Source organism: Clostridium sp. CM038, assembly GCF_055081105.1.
Map to the genome: position 1 here is coordinate 476,143 of NZ_CM143651.1, position 20,708 is coordinate 496,850.

Annotated in this window: 19 protein-coding genes; 14 read left to right on the top strand and 5 right to left on the bottom strand. The window is 31.1% G+C overall.

Translation table 11 applies throughout. From position 1 onward, the window contains the following. The first annotated feature begins 384 nt into the window (after positions 1-384). From gltS to pssA, 5 genes are all read left to right on the top strand, one after another. On the top strand, positions 385-1,593 hold the full coding sequence (gene gltS, locus ACWJKS_RS02150; RefSeq protein WP_216302206.1) for a sodium/glutamate symporter: 1,209 nt from the start codon (positions 385-387) through the stop codon (positions 1,591-1,593). A gap of 223 nt (positions 1,594-1,816) precedes the next feature. Further along, entirely contained in the window at positions 1,817-3,529 is a 1,713-nt protein-coding gene (locus tag ACWJKS_RS02155; protein ID WP_462960334.1) for a sigma-54 interaction domain-containing protein, read from the top strand. Between the two features lie 176 nt (positions 3,530-3,705). Next, positions 3,706-3,858, top strand: a complete 153-nt coding sequence (locus ACWJKS_RS02160) for a hypothetical protein (protein ID WP_216302204.1) — start codon at positions 3,706-3,708, stop codon at positions 3,856-3,858. Between the two features lie 59 nt (positions 3,859-3,917). Next, the gene (locus tag ACWJKS_RS02165) at positions 3,918-5,096 is read left to right on the top strand and encodes an acetyl-CoA C-acetyltransferase (RefSeq protein WP_216302203.1); all 1,179 of its coding nucleotides are present in this window, start codon (positions 3,918-3,920) and stop codon (positions 5,094-5,096) included. A 226-nt stretch (positions 5,097-5,322) separates the two neighbouring features. Continuing rightward, entirely contained in the window at positions 5,323-5,841 is a 519-nt protein-coding gene (gene pssA / locus ACWJKS_RS02170; protein WP_165413341.1) for a CDP-diacylglycerol--serine O-phosphatidyltransferase, read from the top strand. Positions 5,842-6,023: 182 nt separating this feature from the next. On the opposite strand, the gene ACWJKS_RS02175 is transcribed toward pssA, so the two are convergent. Further along, positions 6,024-7,484 carry an IS1182 family transposase gene (locus tag ACWJKS_RS02175; RefSeq protein WP_462959746.1) on the bottom strand — a complete coding sequence of 487 codons (1,461 nt, stop codon included), beginning with the start codon at positions 7,482-7,484 and terminating at the stop codon, positions 6,024-6,026. A 308-nt stretch (positions 7,485-7,792) separates the two neighbouring features. Continuing rightward, positions 7,793-8,563, bottom strand: coding sequence for a polysaccharide deacetylase family protein (locus ACWJKS_RS02180; protein WP_216303876.1), 771 nt, complete (start codon positions 8,561-8,563; stop codon positions 7,793-7,795). Between the two features lie 319 nt (positions 8,564-8,882). On the opposite strand from ACWJKS_RS02180, the gene hydF reads away from it, so the two are divergent. After that, positions 8,883-10,085, top strand: coding sequence for a [FeFe] hydrogenase H-cluster maturation GTPase HydF (gene hydF, locus ACWJKS_RS02185; protein WP_462960335.1), 1,203 nt, complete (start codon positions 8,883-8,885; stop codon positions 10,083-10,085). Between the two features lie 542 nt (positions 10,086-10,627). Beyond that, positions 10,628-10,840: a heavy-metal-associated domain-containing protein gene (locus ACWJKS_RS02190; RefSeq protein WP_165413344.1), complete on the top strand. Its 213-nt coding sequence runs from the start codon at positions 10,628-10,630 to the stop codon at positions 10,838-10,840. A 180-nt stretch (positions 10,841-11,020) separates the two neighbouring features. Here the strand turns inward: ACWJKS_RS02190 and ACWJKS_RS02195 are convergent, their stop codons facing one another. Next, entirely contained in the window at positions 11,021-11,512 is a 492-nt protein-coding gene (locus ACWJKS_RS02195) for a metallophosphoesterase family protein (RefSeq protein WP_165413345.1), read from the bottom strand. 164 nt (positions 11,513-11,676) lie between these two features. On the opposite strand from ACWJKS_RS02195, the gene ACWJKS_RS02200 reads away from it, so the two are divergent. From ACWJKS_RS02200 to ACWJKS_RS02225, 6 genes are all read left to right on the top strand, one after another. Next, the gene (locus ACWJKS_RS02200) at positions 11,677-12,387 is read left to right on the top strand and encodes a hypothetical protein (protein WP_216303874.1); all 711 of its coding nucleotides are present in this window, start codon (positions 11,677-11,679) and stop codon (positions 12,385-12,387) included. Positions 12,388-12,390: 3 nt separating this feature from the next. Further along, on the top strand, positions 12,391-12,690 hold the full coding sequence (locus tag ACWJKS_RS02205; RefSeq protein ID WP_216303873.1) for a hypothetical protein: 300 nt from the start codon (positions 12,391-12,393) through the stop codon (positions 12,688-12,690). Positions 12,691-12,702: 12 nt separating this feature from the next. Beyond that, positions 12,703-13,680 carry a 2-hydroxyacid dehydrogenase gene (locus tag ACWJKS_RS02210; protein WP_462960336.1) on the top strand — a complete coding sequence of 326 codons (978 nt, stop codon included), beginning with the start codon at positions 12,703-12,705 and terminating at the stop codon, positions 13,678-13,680. Positions 13,681-13,874: 194 nt separating this feature from the next. Beyond that, positions 13,875-14,471 (top strand): sulfurtransferase-like selenium metabolism protein YedF, encoded by a 597-nt coding sequence (gene yedF, locus ACWJKS_RS02215; protein ID WP_216303871.1) that lies wholly within the window; start codon positions 13,875-13,877, stop codon positions 14,469-14,471. Between the two features lie 215 nt (positions 14,472-14,686). Next, the gene (locus tag ACWJKS_RS02220; RefSeq protein WP_216303870.1) at positions 14,687-15,925 is read left to right on the top strand and encodes a YgeY family selenium metabolism-linked hydrolase; all 1,239 of its coding nucleotides are present in this window, start codon (positions 14,687-14,689) and stop codon (positions 15,923-15,925) included. Between the two features lie 64 nt (positions 15,926-15,989). Further along, positions 15,990-16,262, top strand: coding sequence for a hypothetical protein (locus tag ACWJKS_RS02225; RefSeq protein ID WP_220287576.1), 273 nt, complete (start codon positions 15,990-15,992; stop codon positions 16,260-16,262). Between the two features lie 133 nt (positions 16,263-16,395). Here the strand turns inward: ACWJKS_RS02225 and ACWJKS_RS02230 are convergent, their stop codons facing one another. Both ACWJKS_RS02230 and ACWJKS_RS02235 read right to left on the bottom strand, forming a co-directional pair. Continuing rightward, complete coding sequence (locus ACWJKS_RS02230; protein WP_462952614.1) at positions 16,396-17,946, bottom strand: putative ABC exporter domain-containing protein; 1,551 nt, start codon at positions 17,944-17,946, stop codon at positions 16,396-16,398. Continuing rightward, positions 17,943-18,644, bottom strand: coding sequence for an ABC transporter ATP-binding protein (locus ACWJKS_RS02235; RefSeq protein ID WP_216303867.1), 702 nt, complete (start codon positions 18,642-18,644; stop codon positions 17,943-17,945). The genes ACWJKS_RS02230 and ACWJKS_RS02235 overlap by 4 nt, the downstream gene beginning before the upstream one ends. A gap of 538 nt (positions 18,645-19,182) precedes the next feature. Between ACWJKS_RS02235 and ltrA the strand changes: the two genes are divergently transcribed. Next, positions 19,183-20,592, top strand: a complete 1,410-nt coding sequence (gene ltrA / locus ACWJKS_RS02240) for a group II intron reverse transcriptase/maturase (RefSeq protein ID WP_258280593.1) — start codon at positions 19,183-19,185, stop codon at positions 20,590-20,592. Positions 20,593-20,708 lie beyond the last annotated feature (116 nt).

The following is a 20,708-nucleotide window of genomic DNA, read 5'->3' on the forward strand; positions in this document are numbered from 1 at the left end:
AATAACCAAAAAAATAGCGAGAAAAAATCTCGCTATTTTTTATTGCATTATAAGAGCATAACAGAGACTTATGAAACATAAGATTACATATAGTGGAAGTATTTTTATGGGATAATTTATATGTAAAAAAACAATTGGTGTACAAGCATATACACTAGATATTTTAACACTGTCACATACATCAAAAGGATTTTATAGGACATACTACATTATTATAGACATAATTATTTAATGCATATTGCTTGGTTAAGAAAAAACATAAAAGTCTGAAAATTTAATTTTTAAAAAGAAGTATTTTGTAGTATTGTGTTTTTATCTGTATAAGCTTATTATAATTATCATATATACTATAATATAATATGATATAATACAAGGAGGATAAAAATGGTTATAAAATTAGACATGATTCAAGCAGTAGCATTAGCAGTTATCGTTTTATTTATAGGACAAAAAACCAAAAACAAGTTAACATTTTTAGATAAGTATTGTATTCCAGCACCGGTTATTGGTGGATTACTCTTTGTATTTCTTACTTTAATACTAAAAGTAACTAACATATTGACTTTTGATATGGATATAACGCTTCAAGCAGTATTTATGACGGCATTCTTTACAACCATTGGGTTTACAGCAAGTCTTCAATTATTAAAAAAGGGTGGAAAACAAGTTTTAATATTTTTAGCAATAACTACAGTACTTATAATTCTTCAAGATATTACAGGGGTTACACTTGCTAAGATATTTGGATTAAGTCCAATTATAGGTCTTTGTACTGGTTCTGTCCCTATGGTAGGTGGACATGGAACATCAGCTGCTTTTGGTCCATTATTTGAAGCAAAAGGTATAGCAGGTGCCACAACAGTAGCATTGGCATCAGCGACATTTGGACTAGTTATGGGCAGCATGATTGGAGGACCTATAGGTAAAAAATTACTTGAAAAAAATAATCTTTCATATCCTATGAAAACGGTTAATTCAAAAACTTCTAAAGATGTAACAGTATCCAATGAAGACACTAAAAAACCAATGATACCTGACAATTTTATGAGTGCAGCATCTCAGATTTTGTTAGCTATGGGAATAGGTACAATTATATCTAGTCTTTTTGAAAAAACAGGATTTGCTTTTCCGGGATATATAGGTGGTATGTTGGCGGCCGCAGTTTTAAGAAATATAGCGGATGCTACAAAGGCTTATAAGGTCCATTTAGATGAAATTGATGTTATAGGAGGCATTTCATTATCTTTATTCTTATCTATGGCATTAATGGGATTAAAGCTATGGGAATTAGCAGATTTAGCTTTACCTCTAGTCATAATGTTATTTGCTCAGACAATTCTAATGGCGTTATTTGCATATTTCGTAACTTTTAAGGTTATGGGAAGAGATTATGATGCAGCGGTAATGGCTTGTGGACAGTGTGGATTTGGTATGGGAGCTACACCAAATGCAATGGCGAACATGAGCGCTATGACATTAAAATTTGGTCATGCTGAACGTGCATTCTTTGTTGTACCATTAGTGGGAGGTTTATTTGTAGATTTTGTTAACGTTGGAATCATTACGACGTTTATGAATTTCTTTATTAAATAATAAACACTTTTAATCTTACAAATTCTATACTTTAGCGACATTTCAGAAGGAAAGTATGTATTACTTAAAATACATACTTTCTTTAGTGAAAGAATAATATAATAGTTAAAAAATAAGCTAATAATCATAAATAGCGAGAAAAAATCTCGCTATTTTAATTATATCTTGATAAAAAAAACTATGGACTTTATAATTGTGTTATAAGCTTAAGGGAAGGTGACGAATGGGTACAATTAATGATTATTATAACCAGGTTATATGCACTATTAATGAAGGCGTTATTGTTATAGATAAGAAAGGCATCATAAAAATCATTAATAATGCTGCTGAAAAAATGTTGAAGGTTAATGCAGAAAGTAGCATAGGGAAACATATTTTAAAAATATTTCCTTATGGTGAATTATTAAGTATAATTGAAAATAGAGAAGAACAATTAAATATAAAAGAGGGTAAATTTATTATAACCCGTAAAGTAATAACCCAAAATGGCGAAGTCATAGGTGCACTCCAAATATTTAGTAAAAAAACGGAAAATAAGATATTAATGAATTCACAAAGAAATGGAAGAATAGACGAAAATATTTTGAATACAATTTTTAATGCTGTAAAAGAATGTGTGGTTGTAGTAGATCAAAATGGAATAATAACTATGATGAGCGATGAATATAAAGAATTTATTAATTGCAAAAATCCAGAGGGAAAACATGTAACTGATGTTATAGAAAATACAAAATTACATATAATAGCGAAGAGTGGTAAACAAGAGTTTGGAGAAATTCAAGAAACTAATGGACATAAGATAATTTCTATAAGAATTCCTATAAAGAAAGATGGTAAAATTGTAGGGGCCATTGGGAAAATAATGTTTAAAGATTTAGACAATTTTAAAATATTAAGTAATAAGATAAACAATTCACAAAAAGATGCTGAATATTGTAAAAATGAATTAAGCACAGATCAAAAAGCAATATATACTTTTGAAAACATTATAGGCAATAGTGTTAAAAGCCGCGAGGTAATGAAACTCGCCAGAAGAGTAGCTAAGATAGATTCAAACGTTTTAATTACTGGTGAAAGTGGAACGGGTAAAGAACTCTTCGCTCACTCCATTCATAATGCTAGTAGAAGATGCCAAAAGCCTTTTATAAAAATTAATTGTGGAGCTATTCCAGCACAGCTTTTTGAGTCGGAAATGTTTGGTTATGAAGAAGGCGCTTTTACTGGTGCTAAAAGATCAGGTAAGAAAGGCAAGTTTGAATATGCAAATGGCGGGACAGTCTTATTAGATGAAATTGGTGATATGCCTATGAATATGCAAGTTAAACTCCTAAGAGTTATTCAAGAAAAAGAATTAGTTAGGGTTGGCGGAAATGATGCTATCAAAGTTGACATAAGAATTATTGCGTCAACTAATAAGTCATTAGAACAGTTAATTAAAGATGGAAAGTTTAGAGAAGATTTGTATTATAGGTTGGATGTTATGCATTTAAAATTACCCTCATTAAGAGAAAGAGTAGAAGACATTGATGAATTGTCTAATGCATTAAGGGTAAAAATATGTAAAAAATATAATATCTACTCGGAGGGCATTTCAAGGGAGGCTATTGATTGTTTGAAATCTTATAACTGGCCGGGCAATATAAGACAACTTGAAAATGTAATAGAAAGAGCTATAAACCTACTTGATACAGATATTTCTATAATGCCAAGACATTTGCCAGAAAAGATAGTTAATGGTAAAGTGAAAAAATATTCATTAGAAAATAATTATTTAAAAGATGTTGTTGAAACTATTGAACAAGACCTTATCATGGAATGTATAAAAAAAACAGGAGGGAATAAAAAAGAAACTGCAAAAATATTGGGACTTAGTAGGGCCGGATTGTATAAGAAATTAAACAGGTATAATTTAATGAAATTAGCAAATCTACAATAGTACACATGTAAACTATGGTTACATGTGTTGTTTTTATATTAAAAATAGTTGCAGTGGTATAAATGGGGATTGTAAAAAAAATTATATGCTTAGGTGTATCAATACGTTGAAAATACTTTTAGTGATTTTTTTAACAATTAGGTTATAATATTAACAAGCTCAAGATGGGTAAGTGTATGGGGTTATTAGTGTTAACTAAGTTTACAGTCGTAGTTATAATTTGTTTTAAAAAATTGGCAGAGGTTGGTATAGTAAGAGTTGTAAGATTGTGCACACTTGGCATGGAAATTGCTAGTAATAAATATATAGGAAAAAACAAAAGCATATAATAAATTCCTATTATGTGGTAATAATATACTATAGAAATAAATAAACGGAGGGTTATAATATGAGAGAAGTAGTAATTGTAGGAGCAGCAAGAACAGCAATAGGATCTTTTGGTGGAGGATTATCAAAAGTATCAGCTGTAGAAATGGGAACTGTTGCAGCTAAAGAGGCTATAAAAAGAGCAGGAATTAAACCAGAACTTGTAGAAGAAGTTGTTATTGGTAATGTAATACAAGCAGGACTTGGACAGAATGTTGCAAGACAAATATCAATACATGCAGGCATTCCAGATGAGGCTTCAGCACTTACAATAAATAAGGTTTGTGGATCAGGACTTAGAGCTGTAAGCATGGCAGCACAATTTATAATGTGTGGAGATGCGGAAGTAGTTTTAGCAGGCGGAACTGAAAGCATGAGCAACGCTCCATATGCACTACCAAACAATAGATGGGGTGCAAGAATGGGAGACGGAAAAGTAGTTGATACTATGATTAAAGACGCTCTATGGGATGCGTTTAATGACTATCATATGGGAGTTACAGCAGAAAATATTGCAGAAAAGTGGAACATAACTAGAGAAGATCAAGATCAATTTGCTTTGAAAAGTCAATTAAAAGCTGAAAAAGCTATAAAAGAAGGTAAATTCAAAGACGAAATCGTTCCAGTGGTAATCCCTCAAAGAAAGGGCGACCCAATAACATTTGATACAGATGAATTCCCGAAATTTGGTTCAACTATAGAAAAATTAAGAAAATTAAAACCAGCATTTAAAAAAGACGGTACTGTAACAGCAGCTAATGCATCAGGAATAAATGACGGTGCAGTTATGTTTGTAGTAATGTCAAGGGCTAAAGCAGATCAATTAGGACTTAAACCTCTAGTTACAATAAAATCTTATGCATCAGGTGGAGTAGATCCGAAAATAATGGGATATGGTCCAGTTCCAGCAAGTAAAAAAGCATTACAAAAAGCAGGAATGACCGTAGCTGATTTAGATTTAATAGAAGCTAACGAAGCTTTTGCATCTCAATCATTAGCTGTAGCTAAAGATTTAGGCTTAAATCCAGAAATAGTAAATGTTAATGGTGGGGCTATAGCACTTGGACATCCAGTAGGAGCTTCAGGTGGAAGAATACTTATTACATTAATATATGAAATGATAAAAAGAGATTCTAAAACAGGGCTTGCTACATTATGTATAGGTGGCGGTCAAGGAACTGCGATTATCGTTCAAAGATAATAGCAAAAAAGGATCAGCAAAAAAATGCTGGTCCTTTTTTAGTTGATAGAAAATAAAGTAATTATTAATTAATATTCAGAATATTAATTAAGTAAGGATTTAATTTAAAATTTTGATATAAATGAAGATTAAGTAAAATTTAAGAAGCTTTTAATAATAATGTTATATAATATTAAAGAATAACTGCTAATAATATGGTATAATTATAAGGATAGGAGTGATATAGATGGTTAAAATAAAAAACGCTGTGCCAAACATGTTCACCTTAAGCAATATGTCTTGTGGAATTTTATCTATACTTATGAGTTTTGACGGAAATTATAAATTAGCAGCGGTATTTATTCTTTTAGCAGGAATATTTGATAGATATGATGGTAAAATAGCTAGGTTTTTAAATGTGGATAACGATTTAGGTAAAGAACTAGATTCATTATGCGATTTAGTATCTTTTGGTTTGGCACCTTCAATATTAATATTTAATATTTATAATTTCGCAGGGCTTGGGTCAATTGGGTATTTAATGGTTTTAATTTTCCCAGTAGCAGGCGCATATAGGTTAGCGAAATATAATATTACGGATTTTGATGGGGTTTTTTCAGGAATTCCTATTACTGTTACAGGCACATTTTTAGCACTGTATGCTTTATTTATGTTTAACAAAGCTTCAAATTTAGGGTCGACTATGATTTTAATGGTTATATTATCTTATTTAATGGTAAGCAAATTAAAATTTAAAAAACAATAGTTAAACAATTATAATGAAAAAAAATTTATAACGCAATTATAGTAAAAACCTCACTTTATAGGAGGCCGCTGAAAAAAGCACTCTTTATTTAGTAGAGTTTTCAAGCTTGAATAGAAAAAGCATGAGATGTCCATATTTTGGATATATCATGCTTTTTATTTTATAATTAAGTTTTAAAAGCCCTATTTCCTGCTTTTCAACTTAATTATTCTCTTTAGATTCACAGTGAAGATTGATAATGCACCTTGCATTTGCATGCTAATTAAGCCTGACGATATTGCTACATCATAGCTATGTTGGTGCTTAAGTTCACTGTTTTTAGCCTCTATCATATAACGTTCCCTAGCTCGTTTTTTAAAATATTCACTTTTTTCGAACTCTATTTGATCTTTGTGAGTATTTGACTTTATTGAAACTGAATAAGTTTTAGATTTAGCGCCTTCTTTATAACACCCATCTTTATGAACACAATTTTTACACTTTTCTACATTAAAATAGTAGGTTAGCACTTGATTTTTACCAACATTCTTCTTTCCCTGTTTTGCTTTTTTAATAGCCATATGACCTGCCGGACATACAAATAAACCAGCATCTTTATTAAACTCAAATTCATCTTCTTTTTTTCGCATTCCTTGTGAAATTACAGGATTTAGTCTTGAAATTAATGCAATTTTATTTTCTTTTGTATATTCTAGGTTTTTCTTTTCAGAATAAGCTGTATCTCCAATTACTTCATTTACATCTATACCAGCCTCACGGCTTTTTTCTATTAAGGTTATGAGCTCCTTTCCATCACTTTTTTCGCCAGTTGTAATAACAGCTGCTGTAATTAAACGTTCTTCACTCATAGCAAGGTGTGATTTATATCCAAAAAAAGAACTATCCTCAGTTTTATGCCCCACTTTTGCATCCTCATCTTTTGATATTTTTAGATTTTCTAAGTCATCATTAATAGCTTCCATTAAGTAGTTTAATTTAGTTTTCACAGCTGGATTTGCTGCAGTTTCTGGCTTCTCGTTTATGGTATCAATTAATAATTTGCAGTACTCAAGAATATCTTCAAGTACTCCAGTTGTAACTTTATTAGGTAACTCTTCTTTAATACCAGGATGTACTCCGTACAATGTTTTTCTTAAGTTTTTTGCACGTTTCAATAATTCCTCGCTTGCTGACTTTTGGTTATAACGTGACTTGGTATGCGTAGCATCAACTATTATTGCTTTACTTTTTAAAACTCCCTCTTTTATAGCAAGTTCTACAGTCTTGTTTATTAATAAATCCAATAAATTCATGTCTTTAAGGCGAAGCTTTCTAAATTTAGTTAGTGTACTTGAGTTTATTAAATTTGTTTCTTCTGGGGCTAAATTTAGAAAATATTTAAAGGACATGTCATAAAGAGTTCTTTCAACAACATCTTCATCAGACAATTCATATATTACTTTCAAAAGTAAATATTTAAATAGCATTATGGGGTTAATAGCACCTCTACCCATAGATGAACTATAGTTAATCATCAATTCGTCATAAACAAATGAAAAGTCAACAAGGTCATTAATTTGCTTTAAAATGTTATCTTTCGGAATAATTAACGAATATAAGCTATGGTATGTATTTATTTTTATTTCCAATTGTCCTTTTAGCATAATAGTTTAGCCCCTTTTATTTTATTCTACTATACTAATTCGACATATCTTTTAAAATTCCTTTTTGTTTTTTAGTCTTTTATATAAAAAAATCGCCATCTTTAATTAGATGACGATTTTTCATATAGTTTTTCAGTGGCCTCCTTTATAGTGAGGTTTTTTTAACAACATTTCAGAAGGTGAGTTTCCTACGCATATAATTGGGGGCACATATTATAGCAAAAATAAAATTTCAGTGGGAATATAAATCATCTTCTGGAGTCGTCAATTCATCTTCTTCGAAGATGTGCAGCTCCGCAGGAGATGATTTAATCTCTAAATTTATAATAATATTCAGGGGTATCTTCAGTAATAACCTTAAATTCATAACCTGAATCTAGATAGTATTTTATGATTTCAGGTAGAGCTTTTACAGTGTTTTTATTATTAAAATTGCAGTGCATAAGGAGTATGGCTACATTTTTATTTCCTTTAATTATTTTTGAATTTTTAATAAGTTGTGAGACACTTAAATTAGGGTTTATACCATCAGATAAATTAACATTCCAATCATATACTTTAAAATTGTTTTTATGAAGTTTCTCTAAATTAGAAGCATTTAAGCGTTTAGCGCTACCGCCAGGAAATCTAATAACCTTAGGAGCAAAGCCAGTGACTTCTTCAATTTTGTTGGAATCTTTTTTCATTTCATAAATAAACTCATCTGTACTTCTATATATTTTTTTAAAATTATGACTGTATGTGTGAAGACCTATACCATGACCCTCATTATATATTCTCTTAAGAATTGATTCCTTTCCTTGAATTTCTTTTCCTACTATAAAAAAAGTAGCTTTTACATTTTGTTTTTTTAATACATCTAATAAAGCATCGGTAACAACGTATGTAGGACCATCATCAAAAGTTAAATAAACAAATTTTGAAGTTTCAATATCGCCAGCAGATTTTAATGACGGACTACATGGTATAAATGCCTGGCTGTTTTTCTGTATATTGGATATATGTGGACTGTTAGATAATAAGAAACAAATAATAGTGGTAGCAAAAACAAGGAAAATACTTTTTTTTCTAAAACTCATATTATCACACACCTTTAATTTTGTCGTAATTAGTATACCCAAAGAAAAATGTATTAAAGCAGTATATTTTTATATGTAAAATTTTTATGTAGCGTGTAATAGGGATTTATAGATAGGTAGTATATCATCACCACAGGTGATGATAATTATGTTAAAGTAGGGCAAGAACATATCTGATGAGTTGTTGACATTCAATACTCAAATTTTGTATAATTATGTTGTTTGATAAAGTTGGAATCTTCTACTTTGTATGGAAAAATAAATTGATAAAATTTTTAAATTATAAATTTGAACATAAAAGATAAGAGGAGGATATACTATGCAACAAACGCCGAATGCTAATAGGCTTCATATAGCTATATTTGGAAAAAGAAATGTAGGGAAATCAAGTTTGATTAATGCAATTACGTCGCAGGATATTGCATTAGTATCTGATTTAGCAGGAACCACAACAGACCCAGTTTATAAGGCAATGGAGCTACTTCCAATAGGTCCTGTTGTTATTATAGATACTGCGGGGTTTGATGACGAAGGCGTAATCGGAGAACTTAGAATAAAGAAAACTAAAGAAGTTATGGACAAAACTGATCTAGCACTTTTGGTTATTGACGGTAATGAGGAAGATTTATTATTTGAGAAAACATGGTATGAAGATTTAAAAAAAAGAAAAATACCTGTAGTTGGAGTCATCAATAAAGTAGACAAAAATGAAGTATCACTCAAGGATATTCAAAAGGTAATAGATCTAACTTTTGTTAATGTTAGCGCTAAAGATAAGACCAATATTGATGGGTTAAAAAAAGTAATTATGGCTAATGCGCCAGAGGATTTTGAAAAATGCACAATTGTCGGTGACATAGTAAAGCCGAAGGCAAGAGTAATAGTTGTAGCACCACAAGATATCCAAGCCCCAAAAGGTAGACTAATACTACCGCAGGTTCAAGTAATAAGAGATCTTCTTGATAATGATGTTATGGCACTAGTGGTAAAGGATAGTGAACTAGAGGACATTTTAGCCGCGCTAAAGGACAAACCAGATTTAGTGATTACGGATTCGCAGGTATTTAAAAAAGTCAATTCTATAGTGCCAAAAGATGTACCACTTACTTCCTTTTCTATACTTATGGCTAGGTATAAAGGAGATTTACGCACCTTAGTTAAAGGGGCAAAAGCTATAGATACATTGAAACCAGGAGATAAGGTACTTATAGCAGAAGCTTGCACCCATCATCCACTTGTTGGAGATATAGGTCGAGAGAAGCTTCCTATATGGCTTGGGGAAAAAGTAGGTGGAAAGCTAGATATAACGATTTGCGCCGGTAGCAGTTTTCCAGATGATTTAAGCGGATATAAGCTAATAGTTCATTGTGGAGCCTGTATGGTTAATAGGCAGCAATTCATGTCAAGGATTAAGAAGGCTAATATAGAGGAACTGCCTATTACCAATTTCGGTATAGCTATAGCACATATAAATGGTATATTGGATAGAGTACTTAGTGCGTTTGAAGAAGATTCTTTTTAAAGAAAGTTTTTTGAAAAGTATTATATAAAATTAATATAGGGGTAATTTAACTTGAATTTAAATCAACAATTTCAGATGTGCAGAGGGACGTAATTGATAGGACATACTCAATGGGTACTTATATACCTATAAAGACAAAAAAGGGAATGAATAAAGGTGTTGCACACAGAGTCAAAGAGGTATATAGTTATGTGGGAATAGCGGCTAGTAAATTTGAAACTATTAAATGAATTGATAATATTACATTAGAATTAATGAAGAGGCTGTCAAAATTAAAGCTAAAATAAGGGATAAAAGAGAATTTATTTTAAAATTATGGGTATAATACTTTAAATATACCCATAATAATTGAAATTTTAACCATTAATGGTGTATTATATTTAACTTTAGGTTGCAACAGTATATATTAATTTTAGTTCAGTATTATTATTAAATACAGGTAGATAAAAAGAATTTAAAAAAATAAGTTGACTTATTGATTATATAATTTAGAATGTAACATATATAATAATATGAATTAACAATAGAAAGGGGTAGTTTAAATGAAGAAAAAAATATATATTGATGGAATGAGTTGCTCACATTGTGTAAGCCATGTAAAGGAGGCATTACTCGATATTGGTGCTAGTAAATTAAAAGTAGATTTAGAAGAAAAATTTGCAGTAGCAGAATTTGAAGACGAAACAACTGATAATGACATTACGGAAGCTATTGAAGAAATAGGATATGAAGTTACTGAGGTAGAAGAAGATTAATATAAAAAAATAAAAAGTTTGCCAATATTGGTAGGCTTTTTTTCTGTCTACTTTTTCATGTCCATTATATGTAGAAACTATAAATATTGGGTAAATAATTAGAAGAAATTATTTGCCCAATATAATATATGAATTTTTTAAAAAAGTACAGATGTATTTTCCTTAATTATTATAAAAATATTAATTATAAAATTTTAATTGAACATTTATTTTCTTATCTTGTATTTCTAAAATAACATAAGAATACCATGGTTCACGTCTTTTACACGTGGGTGAACCTGGATTTATCATGAGTACTTTATTTTTAGTCAAAATAAGTGGCTGATGAGTGTGTCCAAAGATGATTATATCAACTTTATCATCTATAAATTTATCATAGGCTGTATTTAGTGTGCTTTTGCTATTACCATGGCCGTGATACAAACCAATTTTATATCCTTCCACAGATATAATTACTTTTTCTTTTAGTAAATCTCTGATGTATCCTTTATCATTATTTCCCCATACTCCAACAAAGTTCTTATGCTCTTTTAATTTTGACACGACGCTTGAGGAAATATAATCACCTGCATGAATTATCATGTCGGCTTCTTTAAATATATTATTTATTAATTTAAAAAGTTTATCATTATGTTTTTTCGCATGAGTATCAGATAATATCGCAATTTTCATATTTCATCACCTTATAATATTATAGTATTTTATATTATTATTTGCTACATAATTAGTATGTGCGATATATGATATTTCTGTTATAATTATTATATAAATAAAAAGGGTATATTTTTACATTTATTGTGAAGTTTTAGATTTTTATTAAAGCGCAAGGAGAAAAAATGGGGGAAATAGAAGACACGGTCTTAATGTTAGAGCAAACAGGAATAAATATAAAAAACGAGAGATCTTTGCACTCATCCATTAAGCAATGGTATGCGGTGCCAGGGGACAGATTAGAAGTAAAAGTAGATAAATATATAATTGATTTGGTAAGGGAAGATTCATTAATTGAAATACAAACGAAAAATTTTGGTGCAATTGGCAATAAGCTTAGAGAATTGGTTAAGTACAATAAGGTTATGCTAGTACACCCTATAGCTGTTGAAAAATATATAGTAACAACAGAAAAAACTAATAAAGTAATTAGTAGAAGAAAATCTCCTAAAAAAGGTAAAGTGGTTGATTTATTTGATGAGTTAATTAGAATACCTGATTTAATGGCGGAAGAAAATTTTATACTAGAAATCTTAATGACTAAAGAAGAAGAGATACGGTGCAAGGATGGTAAAGGAAGCTGGAGAAGAAAAGGAATAAGCATTGTGGATAGAAAGCTTTTAGAAGTAGTAGATAAAATAACATTTAGAGAAGTAAAAGATTTTTTTGAATTTTTACCACAAGAACTACCAGTGAATTTTACCAATAAACAATTAGCGAAAACATTAAAAGTTACGGTATACAAGGCAAGAAAAATTACTTATTGTTTTAGACAAATGAAGATTATAAAAGAAGTAGGAAAGATTAAAAATGAACTTATATTTGAGAGGGTGTGAAGAATGGATAATAAACCTAAAGTTATCACATTTATGCTGATATCCGCTTTTGCATTTATAGGAGCTCTATTAATTATTAAACCTCAATTCAATTTTTTAGTTCTGCCTCCACCTTTAGGGTTTATATCTGCTATGTGTGCAGGAGCAGCCTATACCTTAATCCGATGTTTAAGAGATAGAGAAAAAGCATCGACTATCGTATTTTATTTTTCTTTTGTTTCAGTTGTATCAATGTTGAAAAAAAAGTTAAAGATTAATAAAAAAACTATTACTACAAGTCGGAGGTCAATTTTAGAATTATAGGAGGAGTAATATATGGATAAGAAAAAGGTTTACGTAACAAGAATAATCCCCAATGAGGCTATTAAGCTTTTAAAAAAGCATTTTGATGTAGAAATTAATCCTCAAGATAGAGTTTTATTAAGAGGAGAGCTCTTAGAAAGGGTAAAAGGTAAGGATGCAGTTTTATGTCTCTTGACTGATAATATTGATAAAGAGGTATTTGAGACAGCTGGTGAAAAATGTAAGATATTTGCTAACTACGCAGCAGGGTACAGCAATATTGATACAGCTGCAGCGACTCAAAGTGGAGTAATAATTACAAACACTCCGCAGGTACTGGATGATGCGACTGCTGACTTAGCATGGACACTGCTTATGGTTGTATCTAGAAGAATCATTGCAGCAGATAAATTCACAAGAAATGGTGCTTTTCAATCTTGCGATCCTATGATGTTTCTTGGACGTGAAATCACGGGTAAGACTTTAGGAATTGTAGGAGCAGGGAGAATTGGTTTTAATTTTGCAAAGAAAGCCAAGGCTTTTGATATGAAGATACTTTATACTGATTTGTTGCGAAATTATGAAATGGAAAAAGAATTGGGTGCTATTTATGTGGATAAAGAAGCATTATTAAAGGAAGCGGATTTCGTTTCATTACATGTACCACTTTCACCTTCTACCAGACACTATATTAGTGAAAAGGAATTTTCTGTGATGAAAAACACTTCAGTTATTGTTAATACATGTAGTGGTCCAGTAATCGATGAAAAAGCATTAGTTAAAGCCCTTAAGCAAGGTGAAATATGGGGAGCTGGGCTTGATGTATTTGAACATGAGCCAGACATTGAACCAGAGCTTCTCGATATGTACAATGTTGCAATTGTTCCACATATTGCCTCGGCTACGATGGAAACAAGGACAAAAATGGGATTAACTGCAGCTAATAATATTATTAAAGTATTGAATGGTGAAAATCCGGATACTTGTGTTAATGTGGAAGTATTAAAATAATGTTCCCAATAAATCACTCCCATTCAGATTAACGAAGGGAAGTGATTTATTTTAATTGTAATAATATTCTGAGAACTTTATTGACTTTTATTTTGCAAAATGGTAATATAATGAAATGAATAAGAGAAGCAGAAAACATTTACAGGGTGGAATTAAACTTGAAAATCTTGACGTTACCATGGGAGGTAAGTTATATGATAAGAATTGATGCTAAAGGAAAAACTTGTCCCATACCAGTTATAGAAGCCAGGAACGCTCTTAAAGCAGTTGAAGAAGATGAAACCGTATTAGTTATTGTAGATAATGAAATGGCTAAGAAAAATTTAGAAAAAATGGCTAAGGGAATGGGATACGAATGGGAATCCAAAACTATTAATGAATATCATTATGAAGTTAAAATTATAAAAGGGTTAGGTTCAGATGAATCTGTTAAAGAATTAGAAAATGAGAAAAAGGAAAATACATTAGTTGTTATATCTTCTGATAAAATGGGAGAAGGGAATGATGAATTAGGACAAGTTCTAATTAAAGGCTTTATTTATGCTTTGGTAGAAGCAGAACAAATCCCCTCTACTATTGTTTTCTATAATGGGGGAGTAAAACTTCCAACCAAACAATCTTCAGTGTTAGATAGCTTGCAAAAATTAGAGAGGTTGGGAGTGGAAATTTTATCTTGCGGAACATGCCTTAACTATTATAATTTAGAAGATGAGCTGTCTGTTGGACAAATCACAAATATGTATAACATTGTTGAAAAAATGAATGCTGCTAATAAAATTATTAAGCCTTAGATTATAAGGCTTTTTTTTATTTGCTCTGTTTGGTAATTTTTTCATATATTCATTAATATGATATTGGTAGTAGTAAAATATCATGAAAATAGAATATGAGCTATGTCCAAGCTATTAGAAAATTAGGTGCAGAGACTATAGTAATAGATTTAAACTATAATTGAAGCACATTCAAATAAATAACAAAATATAGAGGAATAGAAGGAGGATTTTCTATGAATTTAGATTTTAAAAAAGTATTAAAGAAAGCAGAAGAGTACAAAGGGGACATAACAAGGTTTCTTCGTGACATGATTGCTATTCCTAGTGAAAGTTGTGATGAACGTAGAGTCGTTGAGAGAATAAAAGAGGAAATGCAGAAAGTAGGCTTCGATAAGATAGACATAGATAATATGGGAAATATAATAGGAACTATAGGGCATGGTAAACATATTATTGCTATGGATGCACATGTAGATACAGTAGGCATAGGAGATAAGGGGTTATGGCAGTATGACCCATACAAAGGCTATGAAGATATGGAAGTAATCATAGGACGTGGTGGAAGTGACCAAAAGGGTGGTATGGCTTCTATGGTTTATGCCGGGAAAATTATTAAAGACTTAAACTTACAAGGTGACTATACTCTGCTTATTACAGGTACGCTACAAAAACATGAATGTGAAGGGAATTGTTGGCAGTACATGATAAATGAAGACAAGATTCAGCCGGAATTTGTTGTGATTACAGAGCCTACCTCCTGCAATATATATAGGGGGCAAAGAGGAAGAATGGAGGTAAAAGTAATTACTCATGGTAGCACAACAGAGCGAGGAGAAAATGATATTTATAAAATGGCACCTTTTTTTAATGAGTTGAAAGATCTTAATGAAAGATTACATTATGATGATTTTTTGGGGAAAGGAACCTTAACTGTTTCTGAGGTGTTTTTTACTTCTTCATCAAGAAGCGCGATGGGAGATAGTCAAACCATATCAATAGATAGAAGATTAACCAATGGAGAAACGTATGATGAGGCCCTAGAGCAAATAAGAAATCTTTCATCGGTGAAAGATTTGAAAGCTGAGGTTTCCATGTATGATTACGAAAAACCTTCCTATAAGGGAGTTGTTTACCCTACAGCTGCTTATTTTGAATCTTGGATAACAGATGAGGACCATCCAGTTTGCGAAACATTAGTAAGCGGATATAAAGGTTTATTTAATGAGGAGCCTCTAGTTGACAAATGGGCATTTTCTACAAATGGAGTTTCTATTATGGGCAGATACGGTATACCTTGCATTGGCTTTGGGCCAGGTCATGAAGAAGAGTCGCATTCTCCAAATGAAAGAACTTGGAAACGTGAATTAGTAAATGCTGCAGCTATGTATGCAGTTATTCCTAGTTTATATGTAAGCAGATTAGTAAAAGATAGTGTTAATTTAGGTGTAGATAATTACTCTTATAAAGAGTAGAATAAAAAATATAAACAATTTATTCTTAAGTAAGACTGTTTATATTAATTTTATTGAGGTGATTATGAAGAATATGAAAAAACTATACGTTGTTGAAAAGGTTGTCACAATATTAACTTTATCATTGCTTTTAATAGGTGCGTGGCTTAGTTATACAAATAACGTTTCTGGCGGTGTAATTATCTTATGTGTAGGGGTGATATCCTCATTACTAAGAAATAAATTTTTTAAAAAAATAGAATATAAAAACAAAAAAGTGGATTTTATTTTTGAAATAATAATTATAATTTATGTGTTACTATTATTAATTATAGGTTTAAAGGGGTGCAGCCGATAAATCTGTGATAGCAGAAATACTGAAGTTTACATAAAAAACAGTGAGTATATGTGCCAATTTTAAATAGAGGTTAATTAGGTACAGGCGACATATATATGTCGCCTGTACCTAATTAATCTAAAAAAATATATCACTATAATTCAATATTTTCAAACACTCCCTTACCCAAAAACACTATTAAACTGCTAAATATAAGATTATAGGTAATAAATAGTGTGTAGGCTATTAGCATTCCCGTAGAACTATATAATGCTATCAGAAGGACTATACCAGGTGATAGTATTAAAAGTAAGATTGCAATTCTTATAAGAGATGTAAATACTATGTTATTACCACTGCCTAAAATTCTTCTAGTAAGAATTCCACCATAGATGAAAAGAGAACCTATTGAAACAAAGGCTATTATATTAAGGAGAATAAGAATGATACTACTTTTAAATAATATTCCTGTTATTGCAAACACTATAGTTCCATCAATAAGGTTTTTAAGGTTATCAACTACAGTTGCATAGATAACCTTCTTAAAGGCGTGGGCTGGTAATATGTAAATGTATGGGTTTGATAAATCTCTTTGCCACTTACTAGCAAAGGTAAAAAATAATTGAAGATATATCATGCCACCTAAGACTATTTTTAAATCTTTTATAGGGCTAAATAATCCAGCACTTATTGCTATAACTGCGTAAATAACAGACACTACATTTATCAATGCAAAACCAGTCTTTTTATACTCTAATATTTGTCTCCAAAATATAGCAGAGGCAAATTTTCCTTTTTTAGTGTATTGAACTTTTCTTACTTTAGGTTTTTTACCCGGTTGTACAAATAATCGCTCACCCCGACGCGTGGCGGAGATGGCTGTTTCTTTTAATTCAGTTGAAGCTAAAACATCTTCATAATAGTCAAGTTGCATAGAGTAAATTAAATAACTGAAAATACCTCCAGACGCAACAATCAGAGTTATATAAACAAAAAATATTGAATGTATGCCATTCATTGAAGATAATATAATTGCCCTTACCCACCCGTATACAGGAATATATGAAATGGCAGGACTATTTAGCAATGATATAATAGCCTTAACTGGTGACCTAGTTATATATAATTCTATAAAGTATACTATAATTAGGGATACTCCTAAAAATTTAAAAGTATTTCTTAAAATAACCTTATTTTTTTCACATTTAGAAGCTATTGAATATAATAATATCTTTAGTATTGAGTTGAAAATGAGCATAATGAATAAGCCAAAGATAATTACTATAATTCCATAGGATTTAATATTAGTAAAACGATAAAGGTTAGGTCCTTGAAATGAAACAAAAAAAACTGCTATAAATGAAGTATATATTTGTTTTAAAAATCCATATACTAAAACTTTCTGAGGACTAGTGGGAGATGTAAATACTAAATTTATGTCTGCACCCCTAAAAAAAGTGGCTCCATTATTTATTGAGGAATAGAGGTCCGGTGCGGTGAACAGTAAAATAATAAATCCTACAATAGTAGTGTACAACGCTGGATCTAAAATATTTTGCTTGCTGGTATTACTGCTGCCAAAAATAAAAGTTAGTGACAAAAGTATAAGAAGTATAATATAGGCAATTAGCTTTATTGGCTTTCGCTTTAGTTCTAATAAAAAATTTCTTATAGATTTTTTTATTATATAAAATAATGGCTTCATACGCTATCCTCTGTTACATCAAAGAAGAGTTCTTCTAAGGTCTCATTCCTATTCATAAGCTCTTGCTTTGTACCGGAGAGTACTATATTTCCATTTTTCATTATCAATACCTTGTCCCAAAAATCATCAACACTATCTATTATGTGGGTACTTATTAGAATGGCAGAACCTTTTTCTCTGAGCTCTAAAATTGCTTTCTTTAGTTCTTTTATTGCTTTAGGATCTAGGCCCATTAAAGGCTCATCAAATAATACTACCTTAGGGTTTATTATTAAGGCGCAGCAAATACTTACTTTTTGCATCATACCCTTGGACAGCTCTTTTCCAAGCTTATTTCTTTTATCAATTAAATCAAATCTTTTAAGTAATTCTTCGGCTTTTTCCTTATAGTTATTTATACCATAAGCGGCAGCCATATATTCTATATGCTCATAAACTGTGAGCAAATCAAACATAGCTGGAACCTCTGGAACATAGGAAAATAATTTTTTTGCCTCAACACTCTTGTTTTTGTGATTACAAATTTCAATGTATCCATCATATTTTAATAGCCCAGCGATGCATTTTATTGTGGTGCTTTTTCCGGCACCATTTGGGCCCAAAAGAATAGCAATTTCACCTTCATTTACTTGAAAGCTAATATTGTTTACAACTAATTCTTTAGAATATTTTTTACTTAGGTTTTGTACAGTAAGCATATGTTCATCTCCTTAAATAGGTAAAATCACCATAATTATAACAAAACGGTTATCTTTAGGCAAGGTCTGTATTTAAGTAGAAAGAACCATCCTAAATTTAATATTTAGGATGGTTCTAATTGTGCGCCCGGCATGGGCGCAATCTAATGGGTGAAAGTCCCTAGCACGGGTTAATAGTGCCAAGTGCATAGCTTAAGACAAGGGTGTCCATCGTGAGATGGAATCTGAAGGAAGTTGGCGGCCAAACTCCGGTCTGACGAACAGAAACTACATATAAGGCATATGCTTGTGGGTAAGTTTGCAATACAAAACGAAGCCCAAAACTATTCGAAACAAGTGGTGTAAATGTAGCAGATAGATGGAGTGAAAGATTGCGTTCTTACCCGGGGAGATCTGATAGGTAAGTTGTGGATATGAATTTAGAAATAACAACCCATACAGTGATGTATGGCTGAACTATCAGAAGTCAGCAGACGTCATAGTACCATGCAAAACGCGTTAGCGTGGGAAGGACTGAACAATAGGAGGTTTTGGAATTTTGAAGGATACGAGAAAATATGATAAAAGCAGACAACTTCATAAAGAAGGCTCTCTACGAGAGAATAGAGTGGAACTCGAAGGTAATGTAGAAGTGCATAGTATTTCCTCTATGTCAGAAGAAGGAAGAAACGATGTGAATGAATATGATAATGGTTTACTCGAGCAGATATTATCGAGAGATAATATGAATAAAGCATATAAAAGAGTAAAAGCCAATAAAGGAAGTCATGGGATTGATGGTTTGACAGTAGATGAACTTCTACATTATCTAAAAGAGCATGGACAAGAATTAAGGCAATCATTATTAGAAAGTAGATATAGACCTCTAGCCGTAAGAAGGGTAGAAATACCAAAACCTGACGGTGGAATTAGGCTACTTGGAATACCTACTGTATTAGATAGAGTTATTCAGCAAGCGATATCACAAACTCTAATACCAGTATATGAAAAGAAATTTTCTGATAATAGTTACGGTTTTAGACCTTTAAGAAGTGGAAAACAAGCTGTTGAAAAATGTAGGGGATATATTAATGCTGGACATACATGGACGGTGAATATAGACCTTTCTAAATACTTTGATACGATAAATCATGATAAATTAATAAGGATACTATCGGAAGATATTAAAGATAGTAGAGTAATTTCTCTGATACGAAAGTATCTACAAAGTGGAGTGATGATAAATGGGGTATTTATGAATACAGAAGAAGGAGCACCTCAAGGCGGGCCTTTGTCCCCATTATTAAGTAACGTAATGTTACATGAACTCGATGTAGAACTAACAAAACGAGGACTAAACTTTTGTAGATATGCTGATGATGCGAATATATACGTCAAAAGTGAGAAATCAGCAAATAGAGTAATGAAGAGTATTACGAGATTTATTGAGGAAAAGTTAAAGCTTAGAGTGAATAAAGAAAAGAGTACAGTAGATAGACCTTGGAAACTTAAATTTTTAGGATTTTCATTTTACCGAGCAAAAGGTGAATACAGAATGAGAGTTCCTCAAAAACCTATAATCAAATTCAAAGCAAAGCTAAAAGAATTAACTTCAAGAAGTAATGCGATGAGCATGAAATATAGGTTTATGAAACTTAAGCAAGTGATAGTTGGATGGATAAATTATTTTGCTATTGCAGACATTAAAAGTATTCTTAAAACACTTGATGAATGGTTAAGGCGAAGAATTAGAATGTGTTTTTGGAAACAATGGAAAAAGATTAAAACAAAATATGGGAACCTTGTTAAATTAGGAATACCAAACAATAAAGCTTTGCAATATGCAAATACAAGGAAAGGCTATTGGAGAACATCCAATAGCCCTATATTAAACAAAACATTGACCAATAAATACCTTAAAAATATAGGATTAGTTTCTATATCTGAGACATATTTATTAAAACATTAATTTCTATTGAACCGCCGTGTACCGAACGGTATGCACGGTGGTGTGAGAGGTCGCTAAATAAATTAATTATTTAGCTCCTACTCGATTATTGTGAAATATATCTGATTTATATCCAA